Source organism: Aeromonas sp. s6 (assembly GCF_040907815.1).
Lineage (GTDB): Bacteria > Pseudomonadota > Gammaproteobacteria > Enterobacterales > Aeromonadaceae > Aeromonas > Aeromonas caviae.
Genome location: NZ_JBFOCN010000121.1, coordinates 1 through 23,427, shown reverse-complemented (window position 1 = coordinate 23,427; position 23,427 = coordinate 1). Strand labels below are relative to the sequence as shown.

Annotated in this window: 23 protein-coding genes and 3 pseudogenes; 8 read left to right on the top strand and 18 right to left on the bottom strand. The window is 60.1% G+C overall.

Features of this window, described 5'->3' with window-relative positions:
* Positions 1-23 precede the first annotated feature (23 nt).
* The 3 genes from rbsB (at position 24) to AB5Y50_RS18470 (ending at position 2,955) form a co-directional block, all read left to right on the top strand.
* A complete protein-coding gene (rbsB, locus tag AB5Y50_RS18480; protein WP_010674790.1) occupies positions 24-899 on the top strand; it encodes a ribose ABC transporter substrate-binding protein RbsB in 876 nt (291 codons plus the stop codon).
* Positions 900-997: 98 nt separating this feature from the next.
* A complete protein-coding gene (rbsK, locus tag AB5Y50_RS18475) occupies positions 998-1,930 on the top strand; it encodes a ribokinase (protein WP_010674791.1) in 933 nt (310 codons plus the stop codon).
* Positions 1,930-2,955: a substrate-binding domain-containing protein gene (locus AB5Y50_RS18470; RefSeq protein ID WP_010674792.1), complete on the top strand. Its 1,026-nt coding sequence runs from the start codon at positions 1,930-1,932 to the stop codon at positions 2,953-2,955. Before rbsK ends, AB5Y50_RS18470 begins: the two co-directional genes overlap by 1 nt.
* 89 nt (positions 2,956-3,044) lie before the next feature.
* Here the strand turns inward: AB5Y50_RS18470 and AB5Y50_RS18465 are convergent, their stop codons facing one another.
* From AB5Y50_RS18465 to thrS, 16 genes are all read right to left on the bottom strand, one after another.
* The gene (locus AB5Y50_RS18465; RefSeq protein WP_029314550.1) at positions 3,045-3,284 is read right to left on the bottom strand and encodes a hypothetical protein; all 240 of its coding nucleotides are present in this window, start codon (positions 3,282-3,284) and stop codon (positions 3,045-3,047) included.
* Positions 3,285-3,298: 14 nt separating this feature from the next.
* The gene (locus AB5Y50_RS18460; RefSeq protein ID WP_252592984.1) at positions 3,299-3,853 is read right to left on the bottom strand and encodes a hypothetical protein; all 555 of its coding nucleotides are present in this window, start codon (positions 3,851-3,853) and stop codon (positions 3,299-3,301) included.
* Positions 3,799-4,269 carry a GGDEF domain-containing protein gene (locus AB5Y50_RS18455; RefSeq protein ID WP_029314552.1) on the bottom strand — a complete coding sequence of 157 codons (471 nt, stop codon included), beginning with the start codon at positions 4,267-4,269 and terminating at the stop codon, positions 3,799-3,801. The genes AB5Y50_RS18460 and AB5Y50_RS18455 overlap by 55 nt, the downstream gene beginning before the upstream one ends.
* Before the next feature lie 5 nt (positions 4,270-4,274).
* A complete protein-coding gene (locus tag AB5Y50_RS18450; protein WP_029314553.1) occupies positions 4,275-4,691 on the bottom strand; it encodes a hypothetical protein in 417 nt (138 codons plus the stop codon).
* Positions 4,688-5,146 carry a hypothetical protein gene (locus AB5Y50_RS18445; RefSeq protein WP_010674793.1) on the bottom strand — a complete coding sequence of 153 codons (459 nt, stop codon included), beginning with the start codon at positions 5,144-5,146 and terminating at the stop codon, positions 4,688-4,690. Before AB5Y50_RS18445 ends, AB5Y50_RS18450 begins: the two co-directional genes overlap by 4 nt.
* Before the next feature lie 106 nt (positions 5,147-5,252).
* Positions 5,253-6,026, bottom strand: coding sequence for a Sir2 family NAD+-dependent deacetylase (gene cobB, locus AB5Y50_RS18440; protein WP_010674794.1), 774 nt, complete (start codon positions 6,024-6,026; stop codon positions 5,253-5,255).
* A 72-nt stretch (positions 6,027-6,098) separates the two neighbouring features.
* Positions 6,099-6,713 (bottom strand): GNAT family N-acetyltransferase, encoded by a 615-nt coding sequence (locus AB5Y50_RS18435; protein WP_010674795.1) that lies wholly within the window; start codon positions 6,711-6,713, stop codon positions 6,099-6,101.
* A complete protein-coding gene (locus AB5Y50_RS18430; protein WP_368163166.1) occupies positions 6,714-7,964 on the bottom strand; it encodes a response regulator in 1,251 nt (416 codons plus the stop codon).
* A gap of 1 nt (position 7,965) precedes the next feature.
* A complete protein-coding gene (locus tag AB5Y50_RS18425; RefSeq protein ID WP_102948508.1) occupies positions 7,966-11,907 on the bottom strand; it encodes a transporter substrate-binding domain-containing protein in 3,942 nt (1,313 codons plus the stop codon).
* Positions 11,908-11,943: 36 nt separating this feature from the next.
* Positions 11,944-12,240 (bottom strand): integration host factor subunit alpha, encoded by a 297-nt coding sequence (ihfA, locus tag AB5Y50_RS18420; protein ID WP_005300715.1) that lies wholly within the window; start codon positions 12,238-12,240, stop codon positions 11,944-11,946.
* Between the two features lie 3 nt (positions 12,241-12,243).
* A complete protein-coding gene (gene pheT, locus AB5Y50_RS18415; protein ID WP_010674798.1) occupies positions 12,244-14,631 on the bottom strand; it encodes a phenylalanine--tRNA ligase subunit beta in 2,388 nt (795 codons plus the stop codon).
* A gap of 12 nt (positions 14,632-14,643) precedes the next feature.
* Positions 14,644-15,627: a phenylalanine--tRNA ligase subunit alpha gene (gene pheS, locus AB5Y50_RS18410; RefSeq protein WP_010674799.1), complete on the bottom strand. Its 984-nt coding sequence runs from the start codon at positions 15,625-15,627 to the stop codon at positions 14,644-14,646.
* A gap of 306 nt (positions 15,628-15,933) precedes the next feature.
* On the bottom strand, positions 15,934-16,290 hold the full coding sequence (gene rplT, locus AB5Y50_RS18405; protein ID WP_010674800.1) for a 50S ribosomal protein L20: 357 nt from the start codon (positions 16,288-16,290) through the stop codon (positions 15,934-15,936).
* A gap of 15 nt (positions 16,291-16,305) precedes the next feature.
* Positions 16,306-16,503, bottom strand: a complete 198-nt coding sequence (rpmI, locus tag AB5Y50_RS18400; protein ID WP_005300673.1) for a 50S ribosomal protein L35 — start codon at positions 16,501-16,503, stop codon at positions 16,306-16,308.
* Between the two features lie 86 nt (positions 16,504-16,589).
* The gene (infC, locus tag AB5Y50_RS18395) at positions 16,590-17,120 is read right to left on the bottom strand and encodes a translation initiation factor IF-3 (protein WP_185219337.1); all 531 of its coding nucleotides are present in this window, start codon (positions 17,118-17,120) and stop codon (positions 16,590-16,592) included.
* Between the two features lie 21 nt (positions 17,121-17,141).
* Positions 17,142-19,070, bottom strand: a complete 1,929-nt coding sequence (thrS, locus tag AB5Y50_RS18390) for a threonine--tRNA ligase (RefSeq protein ID WP_010674801.1) — start codon at positions 19,068-19,070, stop codon at positions 17,142-17,144.
* Between the two features lie 299 nt (positions 19,071-19,369).
* Between thrS and AB5Y50_RS18385 the strand changes: the two are divergent.
* Together AB5Y50_RS18385 and AB5Y50_RS18380 are read left to right on the top strand one after the other, a co-directional pair.
* Positions 19,370-20,286: pseudogene (locus AB5Y50_RS18385) on the top strand (IS5-like element ISAs13 family transposase).
* Positions 20,287-20,465: 179 nt separating this feature from the next.
* Positions 20,466-20,678 (top strand): hypothetical protein, encoded by a 213-nt coding sequence (locus AB5Y50_RS18380; RefSeq protein ID WP_010674802.1) that lies wholly within the window; start codon positions 20,466-20,468, stop codon positions 20,676-20,678.
* Positions 20,679-20,681: 3 nt separating this feature from the next.
* Here the strand turns inward: AB5Y50_RS18380 and AB5Y50_RS18375 are convergent, their stop codons facing one another.
* Positions 20,682-21,272 carry a tetratricopeptide repeat protein gene (locus tag AB5Y50_RS18375; RefSeq protein WP_010674803.1) on the bottom strand — a complete coding sequence of 197 codons (591 nt, stop codon included), beginning with the start codon at positions 21,270-21,272 and terminating at the stop codon, positions 20,682-20,684.
* 174 nt (positions 21,273-21,446) lie between these two features.
* Between AB5Y50_RS18375 and AB5Y50_RS18370 the strand changes: the two are divergent.
* Positions 21,447-21,689: pseudogene (locus AB5Y50_RS18370) on the top strand (radical SAM protein); the annotation flags it as partial.
* A gap of 404 nt (positions 21,690-22,093) precedes the next feature.
* Complete coding sequence (locus AB5Y50_RS18365) at positions 22,094-22,330, top strand: hypothetical protein (protein ID WP_010674806.1); 237 nt, start codon at positions 22,094-22,096, stop codon at positions 22,328-22,330.
* Between the two features lie 19 nt (positions 22,331-22,349).
* Here AB5Y50_RS18365 and AB5Y50_RS18360 read toward each other — a convergent pair whose 3' ends face one another.
* Positions 22,350-22,961 carry a recombinase family protein gene (locus AB5Y50_RS18360; RefSeq protein ID WP_010674807.1) on the bottom strand — a complete coding sequence of 204 codons (612 nt, stop codon included), beginning with the start codon at positions 22,959-22,961 and terminating at the stop codon, positions 22,350-22,352.
* Positions 22,962-22,999: 38 nt separating this feature from the next.
* On the opposite strand from AB5Y50_RS18360, the pseudogene AB5Y50_RS18355 reads away from it, so the two are divergent.
* Positions 23,000-23,335 (top strand): annotated as a pseudogene (locus tag AB5Y50_RS18355) (radical SAM protein); the annotation flags it as partial.
* Between the last annotated feature and the right edge of the window lie 92 nt (positions 23,336-23,427).

The following is a 23,427-nucleotide window of genomic DNA, read 5'->3' as shown; positions in this document are numbered from 1 at the left end:
CGCCACACACAAGGAATGAAATGATGAAAAAGCTCAATACCCTGCTCGCTGCCGCCATCATGTCCGTGCTGGGCACCGCCCAGGCCGCGGATCACACCCTGGCGATGGTGGTCTCCACCCTCAACAACCCCTTCTTCGTCACCATGAAGGAGGGGGCCGAAGCCAAGGCCAAGGAGCTTGGCTACGAGCTGGTGGTGCTGGACTCCCAGAACGACCCGGCCAAGGAGCTCTCCAACGTGGAAGATCTCACCGTGCGCAAGGTCAACGCCATCCTGATCAACCCGACCGACTCCGAAGCCGTGGGCAACGCCATTCGCCTGGCCAACAAGGCGAACATCCCGGTGCTGACCCTGGACCGCGGCGCAGCCCAGGGTGACGTCAAGGCCCACATCGCCTCCGACAACGTGGCCGGTGGCAAGCTGGCTGGCGACTTCATCGCCGAGAAGCTGGGCAGCGGTGCCAAGGTGATCCAGCTGGAAGGGATCGCAGGTACCTCCGCCGCCCGTGATCGCGGCGAAGGCTTCGCCCTGGCGGTCACCGCCAACAAACTGCAGGTGCTGGCCTCCCAACCCGCCGACTTTGACCGCACCAAGGGTCTGAACGTCATGGAGAACCTGCTGGCCGCCCATCCGACCGTGCAGGCAGTGTTCGCCCAGAACGACGAGATGGCGCTGGGTGCCATCCGCGCCGTGCAGGCCGCTGGCAAAGAGGTGATGATCGTGGGCTTTGACGGCACCGACGATGGCAAAGCCGCCGTGGCCAAGGGTAAACTGGCCGCCACCGTGGCCCAGCAGCCTGCCCTCATCGGCGCCATCGGCGTGGAAACCGCCGACAAGGTGCTCAAGGGTCAACCGGTGGAAAAATCCATCCCGGTACCGCTGCAAATCGTCAACAAGTAAGTTGACGGGGGGAGGTTCGCCTCCCCTCTCTTTTTCCGCCAGTGCCGCCTGGTCTGGGTCCACCCAGACCAGGATGTACTCAACCAAGGGTGATAGGAATGAATCGTCTCGTAGTCCTCGGCAGCGTGAATGCGGATCATGTGCTGCGCGTCCCCCACTTTCCCCGCCCCGGTGAAACCCTGACCGGCCACAGCTATCAGGTCGTTCCCGGCGGCAAGGGCGCCAATCAGGCGGTGGCCGCCGCCCGCCTCGGCGCCCCTGTCTCCTTCATCGCCCGCATCGGTGATGATGCCATCGGCCACCAGATGAAAACCGGGTTTGCCAACGACGGCATCGATGTCAGCGCCGTCGAACTCGACCCCAGGCTCCCCACCGGCATCGCCATCATCTATGTGAGCGACGAGGGGGAGAACAGCATCGGCATCTCCGCCGAAGCCAATGGCGCCCTCACCCCGGCCGTAGTGCAAGGTCACGAGGCGATGATCGCCGCCGCCCACACCCTGCTGCTGCAACTGGAAGTGCCGCTGGAGAGCGTGCAGGAAGCGGCCCGTCTGGCTCGTGCCCACGGCACCCGGGTGGTGCTCAACCCCGCCCCCGCGCGCCCGCTCTCAAGGGATCTGCTGGCGCTGGTGGACCTCATCACCCCCAACCAGACCGAGGCCGAGCTGCTGACCGGCGTCAAGGTGACGGACGAAGCGAGCGCCCGGGAGGCTGCCACCCGCTTCCACCAGATGGGCATCGGTGAGGTGATGATCACCCTGGGGTCTCAAGGGGTCTATTGCAGCAAGGGGCAGAAACAGGCGCTCATGCCGGGTTTTCGGGTCAAGGCGGTGGATACCACGGCGGCCGGGGATACCTTCAACGGCGCCTTCCTGGCGGCCGAGCTCGCCGGCGCCGACTTTGACGCAGCCGTACGCTTTGCCCACGGGGCGGCGGCACTCTCCGTCACCCGGTTTGGTGCCCAGAGCTCCATCCCGAGCAAGCAGGAGGTCGATGCTTTCCTCCTTGAACAGACTGCGCAGGGGCACTGATGGCCAATATCAAGGAGGTGGCTGCGCTGGCGGGGGTGTCGACCACCACCGTTTCCCACGTCATCAACGAGACCCGTTTCGTCGCCGAAGAGACCCGGGAGCGGGTCTTCGCCGCCATGCGCGATCTCAACTATGCCCCAAGCCTGGTGGCCCGCAGCCTCAAGGTAAAGGAGACCAACAGCATCGGCATGCTGGTCACCACCTCCAGCAACCCCTTCTTCGCCGAGGTGGTGCGCGGGGTGGAGCGCTACTGCTTCGAGCAGGGTTACAACCTGATGCTGGGCAACACCGAAGGACAGGCCGAGACGGCGCTCTCCTACCTCAAGATGATGCTCAGGAAACGGGTCGACGGCCTGCTCATCATGTGCAGCGAGGGGCAGCAGGAGGTGTTCAACCAGCTCGACTGGCTCAAGAGCCTGCCGGTCGTGGTGATGGACTGGGGCATGGAGAACGACGAGGTGGATCTCATCGCCGACAACTCCCATCGCGGCGGCTACCTGGCAACCCGCCATCTGCTGGGGCTGGGTCACACTGCCATCGGTTGCATCACGGGACCCCACAGCCGCGCCCCGGCCAACCAGCGCCAGGCGGGTTTCGAGCAAGCGATGCAGGAGGCCGGGCTCACCGTCAATCCGGGCTGGATCCAGGAGGGAGACTTTGACTGCGCCAGCGGCGCCGCCGCCATGACCCGCCTGCTGGCGCTGCCAGAGCGTCCCACCGCGCTGTTTGTCTGCAACGACATGATGGCCATGGGGGTCATCAGTGCCGCCCATCAGGCAGGGCTGGTGATCCCCCGCGATCTCTCCATCGTCGGCTATGACAACGTGGCGCTGGCCCAGTTCATGTCCCCCCCGCTCACCACGGTCAATCAACCGAAAGAGGAGCTGGGCCGTCTCGCCGTCACCCGGCTCTTGGCACGCATCAACGGCGAGCCCATCGCAAACCGCATGATCACCGTGGATCCGGACCTGGTGATCAGACACTCCTGCGCTCCCTTTTCCTCACCGGACAGCAAACCAGTTTAAGTGTCAGCAAGCAGCAGAAGGGCGGCCATGAGCCGCCCTTCTGTGTATTGTCTCCTTGACATCGGCCCCGAGACTGCACAAGCCACCACTCAACTCAGCTTGAGATCATCCTCTTGCTGCGCCTCTCCCCGGGGAGCCAGGCGCAGCAGCCCCAGCGCCGTTGCCAACGGCTGGAGCAGCGCCTCGTACCCGGAGGGTGCTGGCAGCCAGTAGCGAATTGGCCAGCCCGCTTGCAGCAGTTCGGGGGCGCTGCTGCCAAGCTCGCTCAGCGCCAGCATGCAGCCACACTCGCGCATCTTCTCAAGCAGGGTGGCATCCGGTATCAGCACAGGCAATGCCAGGATCAGCCCCCCTGTGGCAAGGGGGGCAGGCTCGCCAGCAGAGGGGCCAGCTGGGCAGGCTGATGAAGCCTTACCAGCAAGGTGCCACTGCATGGCTCTTCTGTCAGCCATCGTGCCATCACGGGCCCAAGGACACCACGCTCTTGCATCCAGCCCACGTCACAGGGCTGCTGACTCACCTGCCAGCGCAGGCTGACCGCCGTCACCGGCACGCCCTGCTCGTCTCTCATCGCCTCGCAGAGGGTCTCCAGGGGGGAAGGGGCGGCCCCCGCCAGCCATTCCCGCAGTTGGTGCAGCTGCCGCTGGGCCATGTGGAGGTCAGCCTTCATCGCACTCTGATACCACACCAGGATGGTCCCCTCACGCTTGGCCTCGTTCAATGCCAATATGGCCTGCTCCAATAGCTCATCGGCATCCTCGCCACCCTCGCGCCTGGCCACTCCGAAGCGACACGCCAGATCAAAGCTGCTTTCCCGGGTCACGAACTCAAACTGCAACAGGCTCACCATAGCCGCCATGCGGGCATCGAGATCTCCCTCTTCGTCGTCCAGCACCACGGCGAACTCATCCCCCCCAACCGGTACGCACGGCCGGGGCATGCCTGGCGCAACCGGGCCGCGACCGCCTGCAACAGACGATCACCAACCTGGTATCCGAGCAGATCATTGACCTGCTTGAACCGCTTCAGATCCAGCACCGCCAGCGCCTGGACCCGAACTTGCAGCAGGGATTGCCTGAGCTGCCCCTGCAAGGCCCGACGGTTGCCAAGCCGGGTCATGGGATCGAGCAGGGAGAGGCGACGATTCTGCAGATTGGTTCGAATGAGGGCAAAGACCAGCACACAGCCCATCACCAGCAGGATCAACTGCCAGATCTGGATCCAGAACAGGCTCTGGCGCAACTGGTTGAGGGAGGCTTCCCGCTCCTGGCCGGAGAGGATCTGATCCCCAATCTGCTCCACCTGATGGGTCAAGCCGGTCAGCCGGACGAGGGCAAGATCGAGGGCTTACCCCTCTTCAGCTCCCCGGACTGCATCTGGGGATCCAGCCCCTTGAGTTCGTCAAAGAGCCGTTCAAGCACCTCCCCCAACCCATGCCTCGCCCGCGCATCGGCGGTCTCGGTACTGATCAGGAACACATCCAGCCGGTTCCACAGCAGGTCGTAATCCAGGCTCAGGGCCGCCATGTCGAGCGCCCCGGCACGGTAGAGGCGCACATCATAGAGAAATCGCTGGGACTCCTGCATTACCTGGCTGATGTTCCAGTGGGTGTTGCGGTAGAACATGTCAACGAGCTGCTCGTGCCGACTCTGCAGCAGCAGCCCCCAGAGGGACGAGAAGAGAAACAGCAGGGAAATGGCTGCAAGCAGCAGGTTATCTCGCTGTCGTCGCGTCACGGGACAACCTCGATGCGGATCACCTGCCAGACCATGTTGTTGTGGATGGCGGACACATCCATGTCGGGATGGGCCGAGAGGGGGACCAGCAGCCAGAGCGGCCCTTTATTGCGACGGGTGAGCGGTTTGTCATCCTGGTAACGCACCAGGGTCAGCGGCACCTTGGCAAACAGGGAGAGATCGACCCGCTGCTGGTAGCCATTGAGTGCGGCGACATCGATGGCGCTGGCACTATCCACCTGCTGCGCCGCCAGCACGCTCTTCAGGGTCGGTCCACGATAGCGGTGAGTGCCGAGGGTCCAGGGCGTCGCCGTCTCGAACTCCACTTGTGGCAAGGCTGCCAACGCCGCCTCATCCAGGGTGATTTCCCGCTTGTCCGGCAGGATCAGTTGCAATAGCGAAGAGGAGGAAGCCTGGGTACCGAACGAGAAAAGCACCAGCAGGAGCGAGGCCATCCCGCGCGTTGGAAAGTTCATGACATGTTGTGCCAACTGCATCTTGAAGTTAGGAGCCAGTGTGGCGATTTCAGTGGGTCAATGCAACTGTGTGAAAAATCAATAATTAGGGGCCCCGCATCTCCATCCAGTTATGGCCCTCGACGGAGAGAGGCTGATGCACTCCGCAACTTTGCAGGAGTTCATCCACAAAAGCGGGCACCAGCAAGGAAGCCGGACCATAACGTTTTTCATCAAACTGGCTGCCCACTTCGCTCGGCTCCAGATTGAGCTCCACCGTATGGGCACCGTTCAGGCCGGCCTCATGGACGAATCCGGCGGCAGGGTAGACCGCCCCGGAGGTCCCGATGGAGATGAAGAGATCGCACTGAGCCAGGGCCGAGTAGATGCGGTCAAGTCCGAGGGGCATCTCCCCGAACCAGACCACATGGGGGCGCAGCGGGTGGGGAAACTGGCAGCAGGAACACAGCTCTTCCTGATGGAGATCCCCGCGCCACTCGATCACCTGACCCGAGCCCGGGCAGCGGGCCTTGAGCAACTCGCCGTGCATGTGGATGAGGTTCTTGCTGCCGGCACTCTCGTGCAGGTTGTCGATGTTCTGGGTGACCAAGGTGACGCGCCCCGGCAGCAGGCGCTCCAGACGGGCCAATGCATAGTGGGCCGGATTGGGGTGGATCTCGGCGCGCTGCAACTGATGGCGCCGTGCATTGTAGAAACGTTGTACCAGTTCGGGATCCCGCGCATAGCCTTCAGGGGTGGCCACGTCCTCCACCCTGTGCTCTTCCCACAGGCCATCACAGGCCCGGAAGGTCTTGATACCGGATTCGGCCGAGATGCCGGCACCGGTGAGGATCACGATATGTTTGGCTGACTGCACCATGGTTGTTCTCCTCCAACGGGTAACAGGCTGACCTTAGCACAGGAGCAAGAGGCGGCCCATTCGCCCTTGGTCTTAGGCCGATGGGAGCACAAAGCTCGCCATGGGCGCGAGATCCAGCCTGGCAAAGACCATCTCCCGTCCTGTCACCAGGGTAAGCGGCAACCCGAGCCCCTTGAGCAGAGCCAGCATGGGGCGATTCTGGCCGAGCACTTCCGCCGTCCACTCCCGGATCCCCTCCCCGTATGCCAGCCGCGCAAGCGCCAGCAGGATGCGACGCCCGGCGCCGCGATGCTGAAAATGATCCGCGACGATGCAGGAGAACTCGGCCCTGTCCGGGTGCAGGCGCCGGCGAACGGACTGGGCCATGGCAAGCGGCGTCCCCTGCTCGTCGGTCAGCAGCAATCCTATCTGGGGTTCTCTGGGGTAGTCGAGAAAGAAGGCGAGCTGCTCGGCCGTCGCAGGCTGCTTGGCCCGCATGAAGCGCAAATAGACGCTCTGCTCGCTCAGGGCGTCATAGGCCGCGCTTATTCGCTTCGGGTCGCAGCCCGCCAGCTCCTGCAAGCGGCAAGTCAGCCCCCCCACCACCATCGTCATCGGCAAGGCGGCCCGTGAGGCGGGAGCCGTCCAACCCGACATTCCCTGCCACAAGCGCGGCTCATCGAGCGGCCAGCAAAGATAGCGAGCCATTTACCAGCGCCCTGCCACGCCGCGATCCTGCCACTGGGCGGCATCCTGCAGGTTGAAGGGGTCGTCGAGGTAGAGCGCGATGCCAAGCTCCCGGGAGCACTGGATGAAGCGGGCCAGCAAGGAGTCGGCAGCCATCGCCTCCAGTTCGGGCAGCAGGTGTTGCCCGAGCAGCAAGGATTGCAACGGCAGACGCTCGATGAGATCAAACGGCAGGTGCTGGGCATGATCGAGCAGCAGCGCGAGTCTGGCCCCCGCGAGGCTCGCCTGCAGCACCAGGGCGAAACGGTCCGCCTGGCTCAGCAGGTGATCCCGTCGGTGGATGACCAGGGTGAGTTCGCTTGCTTCTCGTCCATGCTGCTCGAGCCAGAGCTTGAGCGGCTCCCAGTGAGGGGAAAGACCGCTCAGGCTCAGCCAGATCGGCAGCGTGCAGGAAGCCGCATCTGCCAGCAGCCCAAGCTGTCCTCTCGCCTCTCCCTGCCAGCTACGCACGGTGCGCTTGAGCCCGCCCAGCCTGCGCTGACGCTGGGGGCCAAGATAGAGCATCTTGAGCAGACGCAGCAGATCGTCGCTTTGCAGCGGCTTGGCCAGGGCGGCCAGCACGTTGAAACCCGCATCGTGCAGGAGACGCCGGGCGCCGTCTATCAGGGTCTGATCATGAGCGGAGAGCAGGATGATGGGCAGACCGCTGTGGTGATACTGGGGATGGCTCATCAGCAGGCTGATGGCATCCTGCTCCGCTAGGCTGAGATCACAGATAAGCAATCTCACGCCCCCCTCTTCCAGCGCCTTGAGGCACCCTTCGCCATCCTGAACCCAGTGGCAGGGCAACCCCAGTCCCTGGATCTCCTGCTGAATGCAGGCTCCCTGGAAGGGGTGATCTTCGAGCAGCAGGATCTGGCACTGGGCGAGCCAGGCACGCCACCCCTGCTCCCGTGCCTGCAACCCCTCGAGCCAGGGATCGCTGAGGCGATAGATCCCTGCCCCGGGAGCCAACAGATGAGGCAGATAGTCGGCCCCCTGATGAGAGGCAGGATCAAACAGGGCGATGGCCCCGGCGGCAAACAGTCCTTCCCATTGCCAGCCGGCATCGGGTCGGGTGCGGTGCAGATTGGCATAGGCCGGCAGGCCCGCTCCCTTGACCGCCAGATGGGAGACGGCGTCCAGGGCATAGACGCTGACCGGGTAAAACGTTGGCTCCTGGCTGTCATCAGACTCCAGCAAGGCCATCAACTCTTCATCTGTGATGATCATGTCATGCTCTCTCGCCCAGTTGTCGGCAGACCTCTTCCACGCACTGCCTCAAGGCGGCTGCAAGGGGATGTCCGGGGGCCTCCTGCCAACGGTCGATCACCTCTACCAGGGGGGTAGCCCCCACCATTTTGGCGGCCCCCTTCATCTTGTGTAAAGCCGTATTGAGGGCCTTCTCGTCCCCTTGTGTGACACACCGCTCAATGTCGGCCAGATCATGGTGAACCGATGCCAGATAGATGTCTACGAGGGCCGGGCTGAGGGACACGGGCAGGGAAAGGGCTGCCGTTGGCTGCGGTGCCTTCCCCCCGTCATGGGGGCCAAAGACGGTACGAAGCAATACGGCCAGATCCCTGAGCAAAACGGGTTTGTCCAGATGGCCCTGACAGCCGCATTCCGCCAGTCGCTGCGCCGCCTGCTCGCTGAGATCCGCGGTGATCACGTAGACGGGTAGATGCTGCCAGCGTTCATCGGCGTGCAATTGCCTGCAGAGCTCGGCGCCGTCCATCACCGGCATCTGCAGATCCGTCAGCACCAGATCCACCGACTCCGATTGCAGGATCTCCAGTGCCAGACGGCCATTGGCCGCGCTCAATACCCGGGCCCCCAGCTGACCCAGCTGCATGCTGATCAGCATTCTGTTCACCTCGTGATCTTCCACCAGCAGCACCCGCCTGCCTGCCCCCGGCAGGTCCGTGATCTCCTCGGCGCCACGGACGAGTCTGGGCTGCAGCAGGCTGACCACGGAGCCCGGGATCCAGGGTTCCCCCTGCCAGTACCAGGCGCGCAAGCCCCCATCGTCCTGCATGGCCCCAAGGCAAGGTGCCGCCGGATCCTCGGCCACGCCAAACGCTGCGAGCCAGGCCCGCATATATTCAAGTTCCCCGGGCAACAGTTGCAGGGAGACCGTCTTGACGCGCGGTTGCCAGAGCGCCTTCTCCTGCGCATGTCTTAGGGGCAAGGAACAGAGGAAACGGCTGCCCCCGCGAGCCAGAGGTTCGACCCGGATCTCGCCCCCTATCTGTTCCATCAGCTGGCGGCAGATGGCCAGCCCAAGCCCGGTCCCCTGGGCTCTGGGCTGGCCAGGCTCCTCCCCTTGTTCGAAGGGCTGGAACAACCGGGGCAACAGCTCGGCACTGATCCCGGGCCCCTCGTCATCCACCCCGCACAAAATCCACTCCCCTTGCCGCCGGGCCCAGAGTACCACCTCTCCCCGCTCGCTGAACTTGATGGCGTTGGAGAGCAGGTTGTGCAGCACCTGTTGCACCCGGTGGGGATCGAGTTCCATCAAGGCGGGCAGCGCCGGGTCGAGCGCCAAGCGCAGCTGCAGATGGCGGGATCGCGCCTTGGACCAGTGCACCGCCGCCACATGCTCGCACAGCTCCACCAGATCCGTGGGCTGCACGGAGAGGCGCAACTGGCGCGTCTCGTTGCGGCTGAAGTCGAGTACGTCGTTGAGCAATCCGAGCAGTTCATTGCCCGCCTGTCTCACATGGGCCAGAACCGAGGCCTGCTCTGCATTGAGCTCGGTCTGCTCGAGCCACTCCAGCAGGCCGAGCATGGCGTTCATGGGGGTGCGGATCTCGTGGCTCACGGCGGCCAGGAAGCGCCCCTTGGCAAGCACGGCCTGCTGGGCCTGCTCGTGGGAAAGTTGCAGGGAGTGCTCCTGCTCCACCCTGGCCGTCACATCCTGCACCACCCCGTAGATCCGCCACCCCTCTCCCTGACGGCGCCCCCTGCCGGAAAATTGCAGCCAGCGGGTTCCCTTGGCGGGGTGCTGATAGCGCAGCAGATGGGAGAAAGGTCGTCCGGCTTGCAGCATGGCCAGCATGGGGGCTCGCATCTCGCGCCTGTCCTGATGGGAGATGCGGGTCAGGGTCTCGTTGGGATTGACCCGGATCTGCTGGCTCGCCAGCCCCAGCAGCTCGTGACTGCCCCGGCTCACAAACTCCACCCGGGTGATGGCTCCCCCCAGCAGGGTGAATTGCAGCACCACACCGGGCACCGTATTGGTGAGGGCGCGCAGGCGCCGCTCCGCCTGACGCAGCAGGCGGGTACGCTCGCGCAGAGCGCTGATGTCGGAGAGGGCGATAAGATCCCCTGCCGGTGCCTGGGGCCCCAGTCGCAAGGGGATCTGGGCATAGGAGTAGACCTGCTCGTGCAGCGCCAGCTCCCCTTCGGCGCCCTGCAACTGAGGCGCGGGCAGCACCAGATCGGCGGCGTAGCGCGCCTCCATGCGCTTGGCCCGCTTGTTGCGCTTGATCACCTCCCCCTTGTCATTGCGCAAGAACACGGGAACGGGGAGCGCCTGGAAGAGAGACTCCCTGAACTTGCTTTCCAGCGCCAGCGCCTGCTCTACCTTGTGACGCTCGCGGGCCTCCTGGGCCAGTTGCTGGCGGGATCGCCAGACTGACCAGATCACCGCCATGCTGATCAGCAGTGCCAGCAACACGGAGCCAAGCCAGAAACCGTAGCTGACCCCCTCCTGCTGGTTGACCACCAGGTGGCGCCAGCGTTGCACCAGCTCGTCCACCTGCCGATCATTGAGGGTCATCAGGCTCTGATCCAGCACCCCTGCCAGGCTGGTCTGTTCCGGCCGGATGGCAAAGCCGAGGCCGAAACGCTCCGGCAATTCGGTGATGGTCAGCTCGCTCAACTGGTTGTTTCGAATGGGATATTGGAGCTGGTACAACTCCGCCAGCATGGCCTGGGCATCCCCATGCCGCACCGCCGCCAATCCCTGCAGCAGGTTGTCGGTGACCTCCCACTCATGCTGGCCGAACCGGGCAAGCAGGCCGGGATCATAGAGCATTCTCGGGACCACCACCTTGCCACTCACGTCCGCGAGGGAGACTGGCCCCCTCTTGCTGCGACTGACCAGGGCATAGCGGCTGGTCGCCACCATCCTGGTGAAGTCGAACTCCTTGTTCAGGGCGGCGGACTCCATCAGTCCGACCATCATGACGGCATCGCCACTGCGCAGCAATGCCAACGCCTCCTCCCGGCTGGCGGCGGGCACCAGCTCGAAGCGCAGCCCCGTCTGCCGACTCACTTCCCGCAAGACATCCGCACTCCAGCCAATGAGCGCTCCCTGCCGGTTGACGCCGCTGTACGGCATGAAGCCGGGATCCGCCACCATCTTGATGGTGTGGGCCTTGCCGACCAGCCAGGCCTGCTCCTTGTCGGTAAAATGCAGGGGATTCACATCCTGCTCACCCTGAGGCAGATACTTGCCCAGATCCCGGTAGAGACTGCCCGGCGGCAAATAGCGGATGGCCGTATCCACCAGCTCGAGCAACTCGGGCTGGTTGCGCATCATCAGCCGGTAGCTGATGACCAGATCGTCGCTGCGAAGACGACGAAGGCGCAGCCCTTCATCCGGGAATTCCCGCATCAGGTAGCGCAGTTGCAGATAATCACCGAGATAGGCGCTGCCCTTGCCGGCCACCAGGGCACCATACCAGTTCTCGGCATCGGTCAGCAGTTGCTGGGATGAACCAGGATAGAGACGCTTCAGGGTCTCCTGGGCCTGCCAGATGGGTGACACCAGAAACTGCGCCTGATCGAGCTCACCCCGATAGAGGATGGCGGACTCCGCTTCCATCATGGCCCGGCTCAAGACGGTATCGCTCGAGTTCGACCGGGCAGGCCCGACGTGAGGAATGAGATCGCAGCGCCCGTGCAGCAGATCCTGCGTCACGGCTGCCCAGCTCGGCCGCTTCTCGACATGCACCGGTACCGGCAACAGCTCTGCCAGCCGCGTCATGCGATCGATAAGCAGGCCCCCCTCCGCCTCCAGATAGGGAGGACGTTGCAGGGCCGGGTAACAGAAGGTCAGTCCGGTGAGCGAATCGGCATAAGCCTGGGCATCCGGTGACAGCGGGAGTATGGCGGCACGCAGTGGCAAGGCCAGCAGCGCGCCGGACAACAGAAGGATTTTTATCATCGGAACGGAAAAGCCAGGCGATTGCCTGGCTTTTTGTCACTCGTTGGGTTCAACATTTTCTACCCTGGCCTTGAGCTTCTGGCCGGGCCGGAAGGTCACCACACGACGGGCGCTGATGGGAATATCCTCCCCCGTCTTGGGGTTGCGTCCGGGACGCTGGTTCTTCTCGCGAAGATCGAAGTTACCGAAGCCGGAAATCTTGACCTGTTCGCCACGCTCGAGCGCCTGTCTGATCTCCTCAAAGAAGGCTTCCACCATATCTTTGGCTTCACGCTTGCTCATCCCGAGCTGGGTGAACAGGTGCTCTGCAATGTCGGCTTTGGTAAGCGCCATAGATCAATCCCTCAAGGATGCATTCAACTCTTCACCGAGGGCCCGCACGACATTGTCCACGGTCTCGGCGATCTCTTTCTCCTCCAGGGTGCGCTGGGTGTCTTGCAACACCAGGCTGATGGCCAGGCTCTTCTTGTCCTCTGCCATACCAGCGCCCTGGTATACGTCGAACAAGTTTATTCCAACTAACTGATTTCCGCCAACTTTTTTAATTACTGCCAGAACGTCGCCTGCCAGGATCTGTCTGTCAACCACCACGGCGATGTCGCGACGGTTGGCCGGGAACTTGGATACTTCGGCAGCAACCGGCACCTTGGCCGGCGTCAGTTTGTCCAGCTCCAGCTCGAACATGACAGCGCGGCTCTTGAGCCCCAGCTTCTTCTCGAGGCTCGGATGGATCACGCCGATGTGGCCGATCACGACGCCATTGCGCAGAATGGCTGCGCTCTGGCCCGGATGCAGGGCACTGTGCTCGGTGCGCTCGAAGGTGAAGGTAGCCCCTTCTGCAGTCAGATCCAGCACCGCTTCCAGGTCACCCTTCAGATCGAAGAAGTCGACGGGACGGGCCTTGACATCCCAGTGCTCGTCCCCCTGGTTACCGGTGATGATGCCGGCCAGCATAGGCTCCTGACGGATGCCGTTCTCGGCATTCTCGTCCTTGATGAAACGCAGGCCCTGCTCGAACAGGCGCACGCGCGGCTGCTGACGGTTCTGGTTGTAGACCACCGCCTGCACCAGACCCGGGAACAGAGAGACGCGCATGGCGGACATCTCGACGGAGATCGGGTTCGGCAACACGATGGCATCGCTCTGCGGGAACAGGGTCTGCTGAGCCTTGGGATCGACAAAGCTGTAGGTGATCGCTTCCTGGAAACCGCGGTCAACCAGCAGGTCGCGCACCCGCTTCAGGGTCACCTGCCCTTCAGCCTGCTCCACCATCGCGAGGGAGGCGGCGGGTTTGAGGTTCGGGATGTTGTTGTAGCCGTAGATGCGGGCAACTTCCTCGATGAGGTCTTCCTCGATGGCAATGTCGAAACGCCAGGAGGGAGCCAGCGCGGTCCAGCCGTCAGTATCCACGGTTACCTGCATGCCCAGACGAGTCAGAATTTCGACCACCTGCGCATCCGCCACGCTGATGCCGATCACCTTGTCGAGCTTGGTGCGACGCAGCTTGATGGGGGCAGCCTTGGGCAGATGGGTATCGGATTTGACTTCGATGACCGGACCCGCTTCACCACCGCAGATGTCCAGCAGCAGACGGGTGGCACGATCCATCACCTTGGCCTGCAGCTCGGGATCCACCCCGCGCTCGAAGCGGTGGGAAGAATCGGTATGCAGACCGTAGGCACGGGCACGGCCGGTGATGGAGAGCGGCGCGAAGAAGGCGCACTCCAGCAGGATGTCGGTGGTGGTCTCGGAGACACCGGTGCGATCGCCGCCGAAGATGCCGGCCATGCAGGCAGGGCCTTTGGCGTCGGCAATCACGAGCGTGGTCTCTTTGAGCTTCACCTCGTTGCCATCGAGCAGAGTCATGGGCTCGTCGGCACGGGCGCGGCGCACCACCAGTTCCCCTTCAAGCGTCGCCAGGTCGAAGGCGTGCATCGGCTGGCCGTATTCCAGCAGCAGGTAGTTGGTGATGTCGACGATGGCGTCGATGGAGCGGATGCCGCCACGGCGCAGCTTCTCCTGCATCCAGAGCGGGCTCTGGGCGTGCAGGTTCAGCCCCTTGATGACACGACCGAGATAACGGGGGCAATCCGCCGGCGCTTCAACCCGGATCGGGAAGGTGGCATCACAGGTGGCAGCAGCCGGCGCCCAGGTCGGCTCGACCACGTCCACGCTGTTGAGCACGCCGATTTCACGGGCCAGACCCGCGATGCCGAGGCAATCGGCACGGTTCGGGGTCAGATCCACATCGATGCTGACGTCGTTGAGCGCGAGGTATTCACGGATATCGGTCCCGATGGGGGCATCCAGCGGCAGCTCGATGATGCCATCGGCTTCGACGTCGATGCCCAGCTCGCTGAAGGAGCAGAGCATGCCGTGGGACGGCTGGCCGCGCAGCTTGGCTTTCTTGATGGTGAAATCACCCGGCAGGGTCGCCCCGACCTTGGCCACGCACACTTTGAGGCCGGCGCGGCAGTTCGGCGCACCGCAGACGATGTCCAGCAGCTCAGCCTCGCCCACATTGACCTTGGTCACCCGCAGCTTGTCCGCGTCCGGGTGCTGGGCGCACTCGACCACTTCACCCACGACCACATTGTTGAACTGGCCGGCCACCGCTTCCACGGCGTCCACTTCCAGACCGGCCATGGTGATCTGCTCGGCCAGTGCATTGTCACTCAACTCGGTGCGGACCCACTCCATCACCCAGGATTTACTGAATTTCATGTTCTCTCGCCCTTACTTGAACTGCTTGAGGAAGCGCAGGTCGTTTTCGAAGAAGGCACGCAGGTCGTTGACCCCGTAACGCAGCATGGTCAGGCGCTCAACGCCCATGCCGAAGGCAAAGCCGGAGTATTTTTCCGGATCGATGCCGACCGAACGCAGCACGTTCGGGTGCACCATGCCGCAGCCCAGCACTTCCAGCCACTTGCCGTTCTTGCCCATCACGTCCACTTCGGCGCTCGGCTCGGTGAACGGGAAATAGGAAGGACGGAAGCGAATGGTCAAGTCTTCCTCGAAGTAGTTGCGCAGGAAGTCGTGCAGGATGCCTTTCAGCTCGGTGAAGCTGGCATGCTCGTCGACCAGCAGGCCTTCGACCTGGTGGAACATCGGGGTGTGGGTCATGTCGTAGTCGTTACGATAGACGCGGCCCGGCGCGATGATGCGGATCGGCGGCTGCTGATGTTCCATGGTGCGGATCTGCACACCGGAAGTGTGGGTACGCAGCATCAGATCAGGATTGAAGTAGAAGGTGTCGTGATCGGTACGCGCCGGGTGGTGAGCCGGGATATTCAGCGCATCGAAGTTGTGGAAGCCATCTTCAATCTCGGGACCACGGGCAACCTTGAAGCCCATATCGCCAAACAGGCGCTCGATGCGCTCGATGGTACGGGTCACCGGGTGCAGACCGCCATTCTCGATGCGGCGGCCCGGCAGGCTAACGTCGATGGTCTCGGCGGCCAGCTTCTGGTTCAGCACGGCGACTTCGAGGGCTTCACGACGCGCGTTCAGGGCATCCTGAACCTGCTGTTTGGCCTGGTTGATCACGGCGCCCGCGGCGGGACGCTCTTCAGCGGACAGGGCGCCCAGGCCCTTCATCTGCTCGGTAAAAAAGCCCTTTTTACCCAGATATTTGACCCGGATTTCGTCGAGGGCGGCGATGTCGCTTACGCCCTCAATTTCGGCCTTGGCCTGGCCTACTACTTCTTCAAGCTGTTGCATGTCTTCCTCGTCACCACTCCCGGAACAGGAGCCTTTAGGCTAAATAAGGTCAAGAGGGGAATAATACAAAAAAAGCCCCTTGGCTGACCATAGTTATGACGGGCTTTTCTCCCTGCAAATCATTTTGTTATATGGAGAAAGCCACAAGCCAGGTGCAACAGGATTGAAACAAGCATCGTTTGCTCTAGTTTGTTGGCATATGGAAGGATAAAGCATTCATGAACGTGGCATGCTACCTACCAACGCTCAAAAATGAGCAACAAAAAAGGAGGCCTAAGCCTCCTTTATTTTTATAACAGAGCTGGATTAGACCAGAGCTGCTTTAGCTTTTTCAACCAGGGCGGTGAAAGCCAGCTTGTCGTGAACGGCGATATCGGACAGGATCTTGCGATCGATCTCGATGGAAGCCTTCTTCAGACCGTCGATCAGACGGCTGTAGGACAGGCCGTTCTGACGGGCTGCAGCGTTGATACGCGCAATCCACAGTTGACGGAACTGACGCTTCTTCTGGCGACGGTCACGGTAGGCATACTGACCAGCTTTGGTTACCGCCTGTACCGCTACGCGGTAGACACGGGAACGGGCGCCGTAGTAACCCTTGGCGGCTTTCATTACTTTCTTGTGACGAGCGCGAGCGGTCACACCACGTTTAACTCTTGGCATTTTTCACATCCCCCCTTATGCGTACGGCAGACAAGCGACAACACGTTTGTGGTCGGCAGCGGAAACAAAGAACTTCGGTCCCAGCTGACGCTTACGCTTGCTGCTCTTCTTGGTCAGGATGTGACGCAGGTGGTTGTGCTTGCACTTGAAGCGACCTGAGCCAGTCTTCTTGAAGCGCTTTGCCGCGCCCCGGTTGGTTTTCATCTTCGGCATTTCATACTCCGCATTGTGAGTGACAACAAAATCGCAAGGCGAACCGACTCATGGGGCCAGCCTCATGAGTCAATTTCTTGTGGGCCTTAAGATTTCTTCTTGGGTGCGAGGACCATCACAGCTTGACGGCCTTCGACTTTCGGGAACGATTCGACTACGGCCAGCTCTTCCAGATCGTTCTTGACGCGCTCGAGAACCTTGATACCAAGATCCTGGTGGGCCATTTCACGACCACGGAAGCGCAGGGTGACCTTTGCCTTGTCCCCGTCTTCCAGAAAGCGAACCAGGTTGCGTAGTTTTACCTGATAGTCGCCTTCGTCGGTGCCAGGACGGAATTTGATTTCCTTAACCTGGACGACTTTCTGCTTTTTCTTCTGTTCTTTGGTGGTCTTGCTCTTTTCGTAGAGGAATTTGCCGTAATCCATGATCCGGCAAACGGGCGGCTCAGCGTTCGGACTGATCTCGACCAGATCCACTCCTGCCTCAAGGGCCAAGTTCAGCGCATCCTGAATGGAGGTGATGCCAATGGCTTCACCATCCAGACCAGTCAGACGAACTTCTTTCAGACGGATCTCTTCATTGATCCGGTGAGCGCGGGCTTGCGGTTGCTTGCCCAGTTTTTTTCCGCCTTTTATAGCTTATTCCTCCACTTTCTTTTGTCCGCGGGTCTGAACTTCCTGGGTCAACAGAGCAATCAGCTCTTCAACAGGATAAGAGCCCAGGTCAGCCCCTTTACGAGTACGCACTGCAATCTTGCCGGCTTCTACTTCTTTGTCGCCGCAGACCAGCATGAAAGGTACCCGTTTCAAAGTATGCTCGCGGATTTTAAAGCCAATTTTCTCATTTCTCAAGTCCGCTTTTGCGCGAAGGCCCGCATCATTCAATGCCTTGGCAACTTTCACCGCATAATCGGCCTGGTTATCCGTGATATTCATGACCACGGCCTGGGTCGGAGCCAGCCAGGTCGGGAACAGACCGGCGTACTCTTCCGTCAGGATCCCGATGAAGCGCTCCAGCGAGCCCAGAATGGCGCGGTGGATCATCACGGGGATGTGACGCTCGTTGTCTTCGCCCACATAGGTGGCGCCAAGACGGCCCGGCAGGGCAAAGTCGAGCTGCACGGTACCACACTGCCAGGCACGATCAAGGCAATCGTGCAGGGTAAACTCGATCTTGGGACCGTAGAAAGCCCCCTCGCCCGGTTGCAGGTCGTACTTCAGGCCGTTGAGTTCCAGCGCCTCGGCCAGCGCAGCCTCGGCACGATCCCAGGCTTCATCAGAGCCGATACGCTGCTCCGGACGGGTCGAGAGCTTCACCACGATGTTTTCGAAACCGAAGGTGCCGTAGACGTCATAGACCATGCGGATGCACGCAGACACCTCTTCCATGATCTGCTCTTCGGTACAGAAGATGTGGGCGTCATCCTGGGTGAAACCCCGTACCCGCATCAGGCCGTGCAGGGAGCCTGACGGCTCGTTGCGGTGGCAGGAGCCGAACTCGGCCATGCGCAGCGGCAGATCGCGGTAGGATTTCAGACCCTGGTTGAAAATCTGCACGTGACCCGGGCAGTTCATCGGCTTGATGGCGTACTCGCGGTTTTCGGACTGGGTGGTGAACATGGCCTGGGCGTATTTTTCCCAGTGACCTGAACGCTCCCACAGCACGCGATCCATCATGAAGGGGCCTTTCACTTCCTGATAGTCGTACTCTTTGAGCTTGCCACGGATGAAGGTTTCCAGCTCGCGGAAAATGGTCCAGCCATCGTTGTGCCAGAACACCATGCCCGGCGCTTCTTCCTGCATGTGGTACAGGTCGAGCTGCTTGCCGATCTTGCGGTGGTCGCGCTTGGCGGCCTCTTCCAGACGCTGCAAATAGGCCTTGAGCTGCTTCTTGTCGGCCCAGGCGGTGCCGTAGATGCGCTGCAGCATCTTGTTGTTGGAGTCGCCGCGCCAGTATGCGCCGGACATCTTCTGCAACTTGAAGTGGTGGCAATGACGCATGTTGGGCACGTGCGGGCCGCGACACATGTCGATGTACTCTTCGTGATGATACAGACCGGGCTGGTCATCACGGGCAATGTTCTGATCCAGGATCTCGACCTTGTAGGTCTCGCCACGGGCTTCGAACACGTCGCGCGCTTCCTGCCAGGAGACCTTCTTCTTGATGACGTCGTAATCCTTGGCGGCCAGCGCCAGCATGCGCTCTTCCAGGGCAGCCAGATCTTCGTCGGTCAGGGTGCGGTCGAGATCGATGTCGTAGTAGAAACCGTTGTCGATGACGGGACCGATGGCCATCTTGGTCTGGGGCCAGAGTTGCTTGATGGCATGACCCAGCAGGTGAGCACAGGAGTGGCGCAGAATGTCCAGACCTTCTTCGTCTTTGGCGGTGATGATGGCCAGGGAGGCATCGGCTTCGATCAGCTCGCAGGCATCCACCAGTTCACCGTTTACCCGACCGGCAATGCACGCCTTGGCGAGACCGGGACCGATGTCCGCGGCCACATCCATGACGGAAACGGCGTGGGCAAATTGACGTTGGCTGCCGTCAGGCAGAGTAATGATTGGCATTAGGTGTTTCCTTATACAGTGGTGACCCCTACCAAAGGCCACATGCAGGTTGGAGAAACCCTTTCATGTCCAGCTGTTCACTCCCGAGTTTCACCGTTCACAATACGGTTGGTACACGGCAGTGGCACACCATATGGCGTGTGCAAGGCCATCCATTGAGAGGTACAGCGGGGGATTGTATCAGACGCGACAACCCAGACAAGCTGTCTTGGGCGTTGTTGCCCAAATCGATGCAGCTTGAATGGAACTAACTGAGGACTTGGTGATCTGATCACCACCATCTCCTTCAAGTCTGCATCATGAGCACGTCGCTTCACCCCATCACCAACTGGCCTACATACAACAAATCTTTGATTAACCGTGGTTCACTCACCTTCTGGGTTGATGCCGAGGCCATGAACAACTGCTTTCACCACGGCCATCATGGGCGGCGGGGCCGCAGCCAACTATACACTGACCAGACCATCTGCACCTTCCTGATGCTCAAGGGGATTTTCAACCTCACTCTGCGGGCACCCAGGGACTACTCGACTCCCTGTTCGAGTTGATGAACGTACCGCTTTGTGCCCCCGATTACAGCTGTGTCAGCAAGCGAGCACGCACGGTGGCGGTGGCTTATCGACAGCCCTCTAAGGGGCGCATCACTGACTTGGTTATCGATTCGACGGGCCTGAAGGTATTTGGTGAAGGCGAGTGGAAGGTCAGAAAACACGGCGCCGAGAAGCGGCGAGTGTGGCGCAAGTTGCATCTGGCGGTAGACCCGGTGACCCACGATATCGTGGCGGCGGAAGTCTCGCTGGAAAATGTCCATGATGCCGAGGTGTTGCCGACCTTGCTCAACCCACTGCGGCGCAAGCTGGGACGTGTTTATGCGGATGGCGCCTATGACAGCAAAGCCAGCCATCAGCTAATCTCGCGCAAAGGGGCGACAGCCTGTATCCCGCCTCGCAAGAACGCTGGGCTATGGGAAAAAGGACATCCAAGAAATGAGGCTGTGCTGGTGATGCGCAAGGAAGGGCTGGCGCACTGGAAGAAGATATCGGGGTATCACCGTCGCTCGCTGGCGGAAACGGCGATGTATCGGTTCAAGCAGTTGCTGGCGGGGAGAATCAGTCTGCGTAACTACAATGGCCAAGTGGGAGAAGTCATGGCGTATGTCAGTGCCATAAACAAACTGAATACCCTTGGTCTGCCTGTCAGAAAGCCCCGAGTGTAACGGTCACTTGGGGCTGGGGCAGTTGTGGCTTGATGGTTGATTTGGGAAACAGCGCCGCTGTCTTGGCGATTTTGCATACCGTCTAAGCGCGGGTGTTAACCTGTCCTACTTGCGAGGGCGCCCTTCTGCTGCCATACCCTGTACCAGATTGAGGCGTCAGCCAAAGCAAGGAGAGCATGATGTACACCTACGACATTTCATTTCCGGAGCATGCAGAAAAGCTGGTTCATCCGGATCACCTTCTCACGACTCACTGTCCCGTCCATATCGGTGAGCTGGTGATCCTGGGCGATGGCAGCAAGCGGGAGGTATGCAGCATCGTCCACAGTGCCGAGCGCAGTACCCTCTATGTCACGGACGTGACGCCCGGCAAAGTCACCGCCAGCCGTTGATCCCTAGCCGGCGTTCAGAAAAGAGTGGCCATTGAAATCGAAGGCGCTGCGCCCCTCCTCGGCCAGCGCCATCTCCTGCAACACCTGGAGTGCCATCTTGTTGCCCTTTTGCGAGGCCTGATAGAGCCACTGCTTCGCCTCGGCCAGTTCAACCCGCCCGTTGACCCCCATCAGTTGCAGGATGCCCACCTTCAGCATGGCGGGCACATCACCGTTCCTGGCTGCCAGCTCCATCCAGCGAAACGCCTCGTGCAGATCCCGCTTCACCCCGGCCCCGCGCAGATAGACCTCTCCCAGCCGATACTGGCCGAGAGCGTCCCCCGCCTGCGCAGCCTGACGATAGAGTCGGATGGCGCGATCCATATCCTGCTCGCTCCCCTGCCCCACTTCATGGCTCCAACCCATCAGCGCCTGTGCCCGTGGCTGGCCCTGCTCCGCCAGCGGCGTCCAGATCCGGGTCGCCTCATCAAAGTGCCCTGTCCGCCAGGCGCGGTTGGCCGCCGCCAGCTCCTGCTCAGTGGAGAGCGGGATCAGACGCCAGATGACCAGCGCAATGAGGGCGATGAAGAGCCAGCGGGCGATAGTAGGTTGCATGACATTTTCCGTGATCTGGTTCGCATTTCGTCTATGTAAACGAAATGTAGCAACAGATCAAGCAGGAGATCACCTGGGTTCACCCTCTTTCATGGGGTCGCTCTTTGCGAACTTGCAGTTTGAGGGGCTACACAACAAAATAACTGTATATATAAACAGTGCATTGGTGATGTGATGGCAGGACGAGGCGCGAACCACAATGTCGAGCACCGCTTCAGCGGCCCGCAAATCGAACCAGTTGACGACGGCTGGAGTCAGAGCGACTGGGACGCGGCATTTGCCGCCAGCGCTCCCCGCACCGAGGTGACGGAGATCAGCGCCCGCAGCATCATCAGCTACAACGATTCGCCGGATCTTCCCTTCGGTCGCTCCATCAATCCCTATCAGGGGTGCGAGCATGGCTGCCTGTGTCATGCTATAAGACACTAAGACATTAGGGAAAGTGCGAACAAGTATCCCACGAACAAAAAATGAAAATTTTAGTCATTTAATATCAATGGGTTACCAGTAAATGCTCTCGTGCCATATGACTTATTCGCACCTTCCATTAGTGAGCATCAGCCCGTAAGGAGTGAAAAATTGTGGCCGAAATGATATCGTTTTGGCATGTAATTAAGGAGTTGGGGCTAATGAAAAAATGGATATATGAAAAATCTCTGGCGATATGCTTAGGAGCATTAGCACTATACATATTAATCTGGTGCACCGTTTCATATATAGGCGTTCAGGTGACATACGTTCTTGGGCCTATAATTTTAATGTTCGGGCTGATAGCTTACTTTACCGCTCCATCTGAAAAATTAATTGATAAGGAATAGTCGATGAAAATTTTGAAGTTTTTTTCACTCGGTTCGCTTTTGATAATCGCTATAAATTTTGGCCTTGCACTATATTCATCAATGAATGGAAATTATAATGTTGGTTATGTGCATCGTATGGTATCCTTCATTTTTATATTCGTCATATCCACAACCTTGTGGCTGATTGTTTTTGCGTTTAAAAAATACACAGCAAAAGAAAAGGAAAGTGCGAACAAGTATCCCAAGAACAAAAAATGAAAATTTTAGTCATTTAATATCAATGGGTTACCAGTAAATGCTCTCGTGCCATATGACTTATTCGCACCTTCCCTGGGTCTTTGTTTCTGATAGAATCTTCAACAGCAATCCAGCTTGGGGTTTTTCGAGTTTTGGGAATTTTTAACGAACGCATTTCTTTTCGATAAATGTTCCAAGCAGCACTTGTGAAATCTGATTTTCGTTCAGACTCTTTGTTGGCCCTGTCAAATTCGATAATGACATTGAAAAAATCGGAGCTTATAAGGTTCTCACGAGTGTAGATTTTGCCAGTGTCGAGAATTGCAATATCAATTCCTTGACTCAATAGGTCACTGAAAATGCGTGTTGATTTGATGATTTTCTGTCTTGAAAGCCTGTCAAAGTTTTCAATCAGCAAAATGCTGTTCGGCTCGACAAGCCCGCTTTGGACGAGATCAATGAAACAGCCAAGCTGACCTTGGGTAGCGTTTTTGCCACGGAATGCCGACACACCAAGGTCTTCCAGCGTGGTGTCTACAACGAGACTATGGCGTTCAAGGAAGCTCTCAATGTCGCTCTGACGAGCGTAGGACGTGCCAAATTCTTGCTTCTTGGTCGAGAAACGGATGTATGGATAGCATTTGCGCTGCATGGTCAGCCCCGGAATCGGTGTAGTGTCTTTTAGAGTAACACGGCTGCATCTACTGCTATGCCAGACCCAGCCACGCCTACCTTGAGCTCTCACCCGGGCTGGATTTCGAGAGCAAGCTGTTTGCCAAAATCAATGCTGCCGAGCTGCTGCGACGGGAGTTTGCCAAACCAGCCTATCAGCCACAAACCATCGTGCTGGGGGCCAATACCGATCCCTATCAACCCATCGAGCACCACTATCGCCTGACTCGTGAACTCCTGACGGTGATGCTGGCTCATCGCCATCCGGTAGGGCTCATCACCAAGAGCGCCATGATCCTGCGCGACCTCGATCTGCTGACCGAGCTGGCCCGAGAAGGGTTATGCCAGGTGTTGACATCCTCCCCACCTTAGCGCTTCGCGTCACAGGAGGGGGATTCCCATTACTGGGTGATAGCTGCTCGCGCAGTACCGGGTTCCTGCTTCAT

Bases quoted from the DNA above. Each gene is read 5' to 3' on its own strand.
- rbsB (WP_010674790.1), top strand. From the start codon at position 24: ATGAAAAAGCTCAATACCCTGCTCGCTGCCGCCATCATGTCCGTGCTG.
- rbsK (WP_010674791.1), top strand. From the start codon at position 998: ATGAATCGTCTCGTAGTCCTCGGCAGCGTGAATGCGGATCATGTGCTG.
- AB5Y50_RS18470 (WP_010674792.1), top strand. From the start codon at position 1,930: ATGGCCAATATCAAGGAGGTGGCTGCGCTGGCGGGGGTGTCGACCACC.
- AB5Y50_RS18445 (WP_010674793.1), bottom strand. From the start codon at position 5,146: ATGGCCTCGCTCCTGCTGGTGCTTTTCTCGTTCGGTACCCAGGCTTCC.
- cobB (WP_010674794.1), bottom strand. From the start codon at position 6,026: ATGGTGCAGTCAGCCAAACATATCGTGATCCTCACCGGTGCCGGCATC.
- AB5Y50_RS18435 (WP_010674795.1), bottom strand. From the start codon at position 6,713: ATGGCTCGCTATCTTTGCTGGCCGCTCGATGAGCCGCGCTTGTGGCAG.
- AB5Y50_RS18430 (WP_368163166.1), bottom strand. From the start codon at position 7,964: ATGATCATCACAGATGAAGAGTTGATGGCCTTGCTGGAGTCTGATGAC.
- AB5Y50_RS18425 (WP_102948508.1), bottom strand. From the start codon at position 11,907: ATGATAAAAATCCTTCTGTTGTCCGGCGCGCTGCTGGCCTTGCCACTG.
- ihfA (WP_005300715.1), bottom strand. From the start codon at position 12,240: ATGGCGCTTACCAAAGCCGACATTGCAGAGCACCTGTTCACCCAGCTC.
- pheT (WP_010674798.1), bottom strand. From the start codon at position 14,631: ATGAAATTCAGTAAATCCTGGGTGATGGAGTGGGTCCGCACCGAGTTG.
- pheS (WP_010674799.1), bottom strand. From the start codon at position 15,627: ATGCAACAGCTTGAAGAAGTAGTAGGCCAGGCCAAGGCCGAAATTGAG.
- rplT (WP_010674800.1), bottom strand. From the start codon at position 16,290: ATGCCAAGAGTTAAACGTGGTGTGACCGCTCGCGCTCGTCACAAGAAA.
- rpmI (WP_005300673.1), bottom strand. From the start codon at position 16,503: ATGCCGAAGATGAAAACCAACCGGGGCGCGGCAAAGCGCTTCAAGAAG.
- thrS (WP_010674801.1), bottom strand. From the start codon at position 19,070: ATGCCAATCATTACTCTGCCTGACGGCAGCCAACGTCAATTTGCCCAC.
- AB5Y50_RS18380 (WP_010674802.1), top strand. From the start codon at position 20,466: ATGTACACCTACGACATTTCATTTCCGGAGCATGCAGAAAAGCTGGTT.
- AB5Y50_RS18375 (WP_010674803.1), bottom strand. From the start codon at position 21,272: ATGCAACCTACTATCGCCCGCTGGCTCTTCATCGCCCTCATTGCGCTG.
- AB5Y50_RS18365 (WP_010674806.1), top strand. From the start codon at position 22,094: ATGAAAATTTTGAAGTTTTTTTCACTCGGTTCGCTTTTGATAATCGCT.
- AB5Y50_RS18360 (WP_010674807.1), bottom strand. From the start codon at position 22,961: ATGCAGCGCAAATGCTATCCATACATCCGTTTCTCGACCAAGAAGCAA.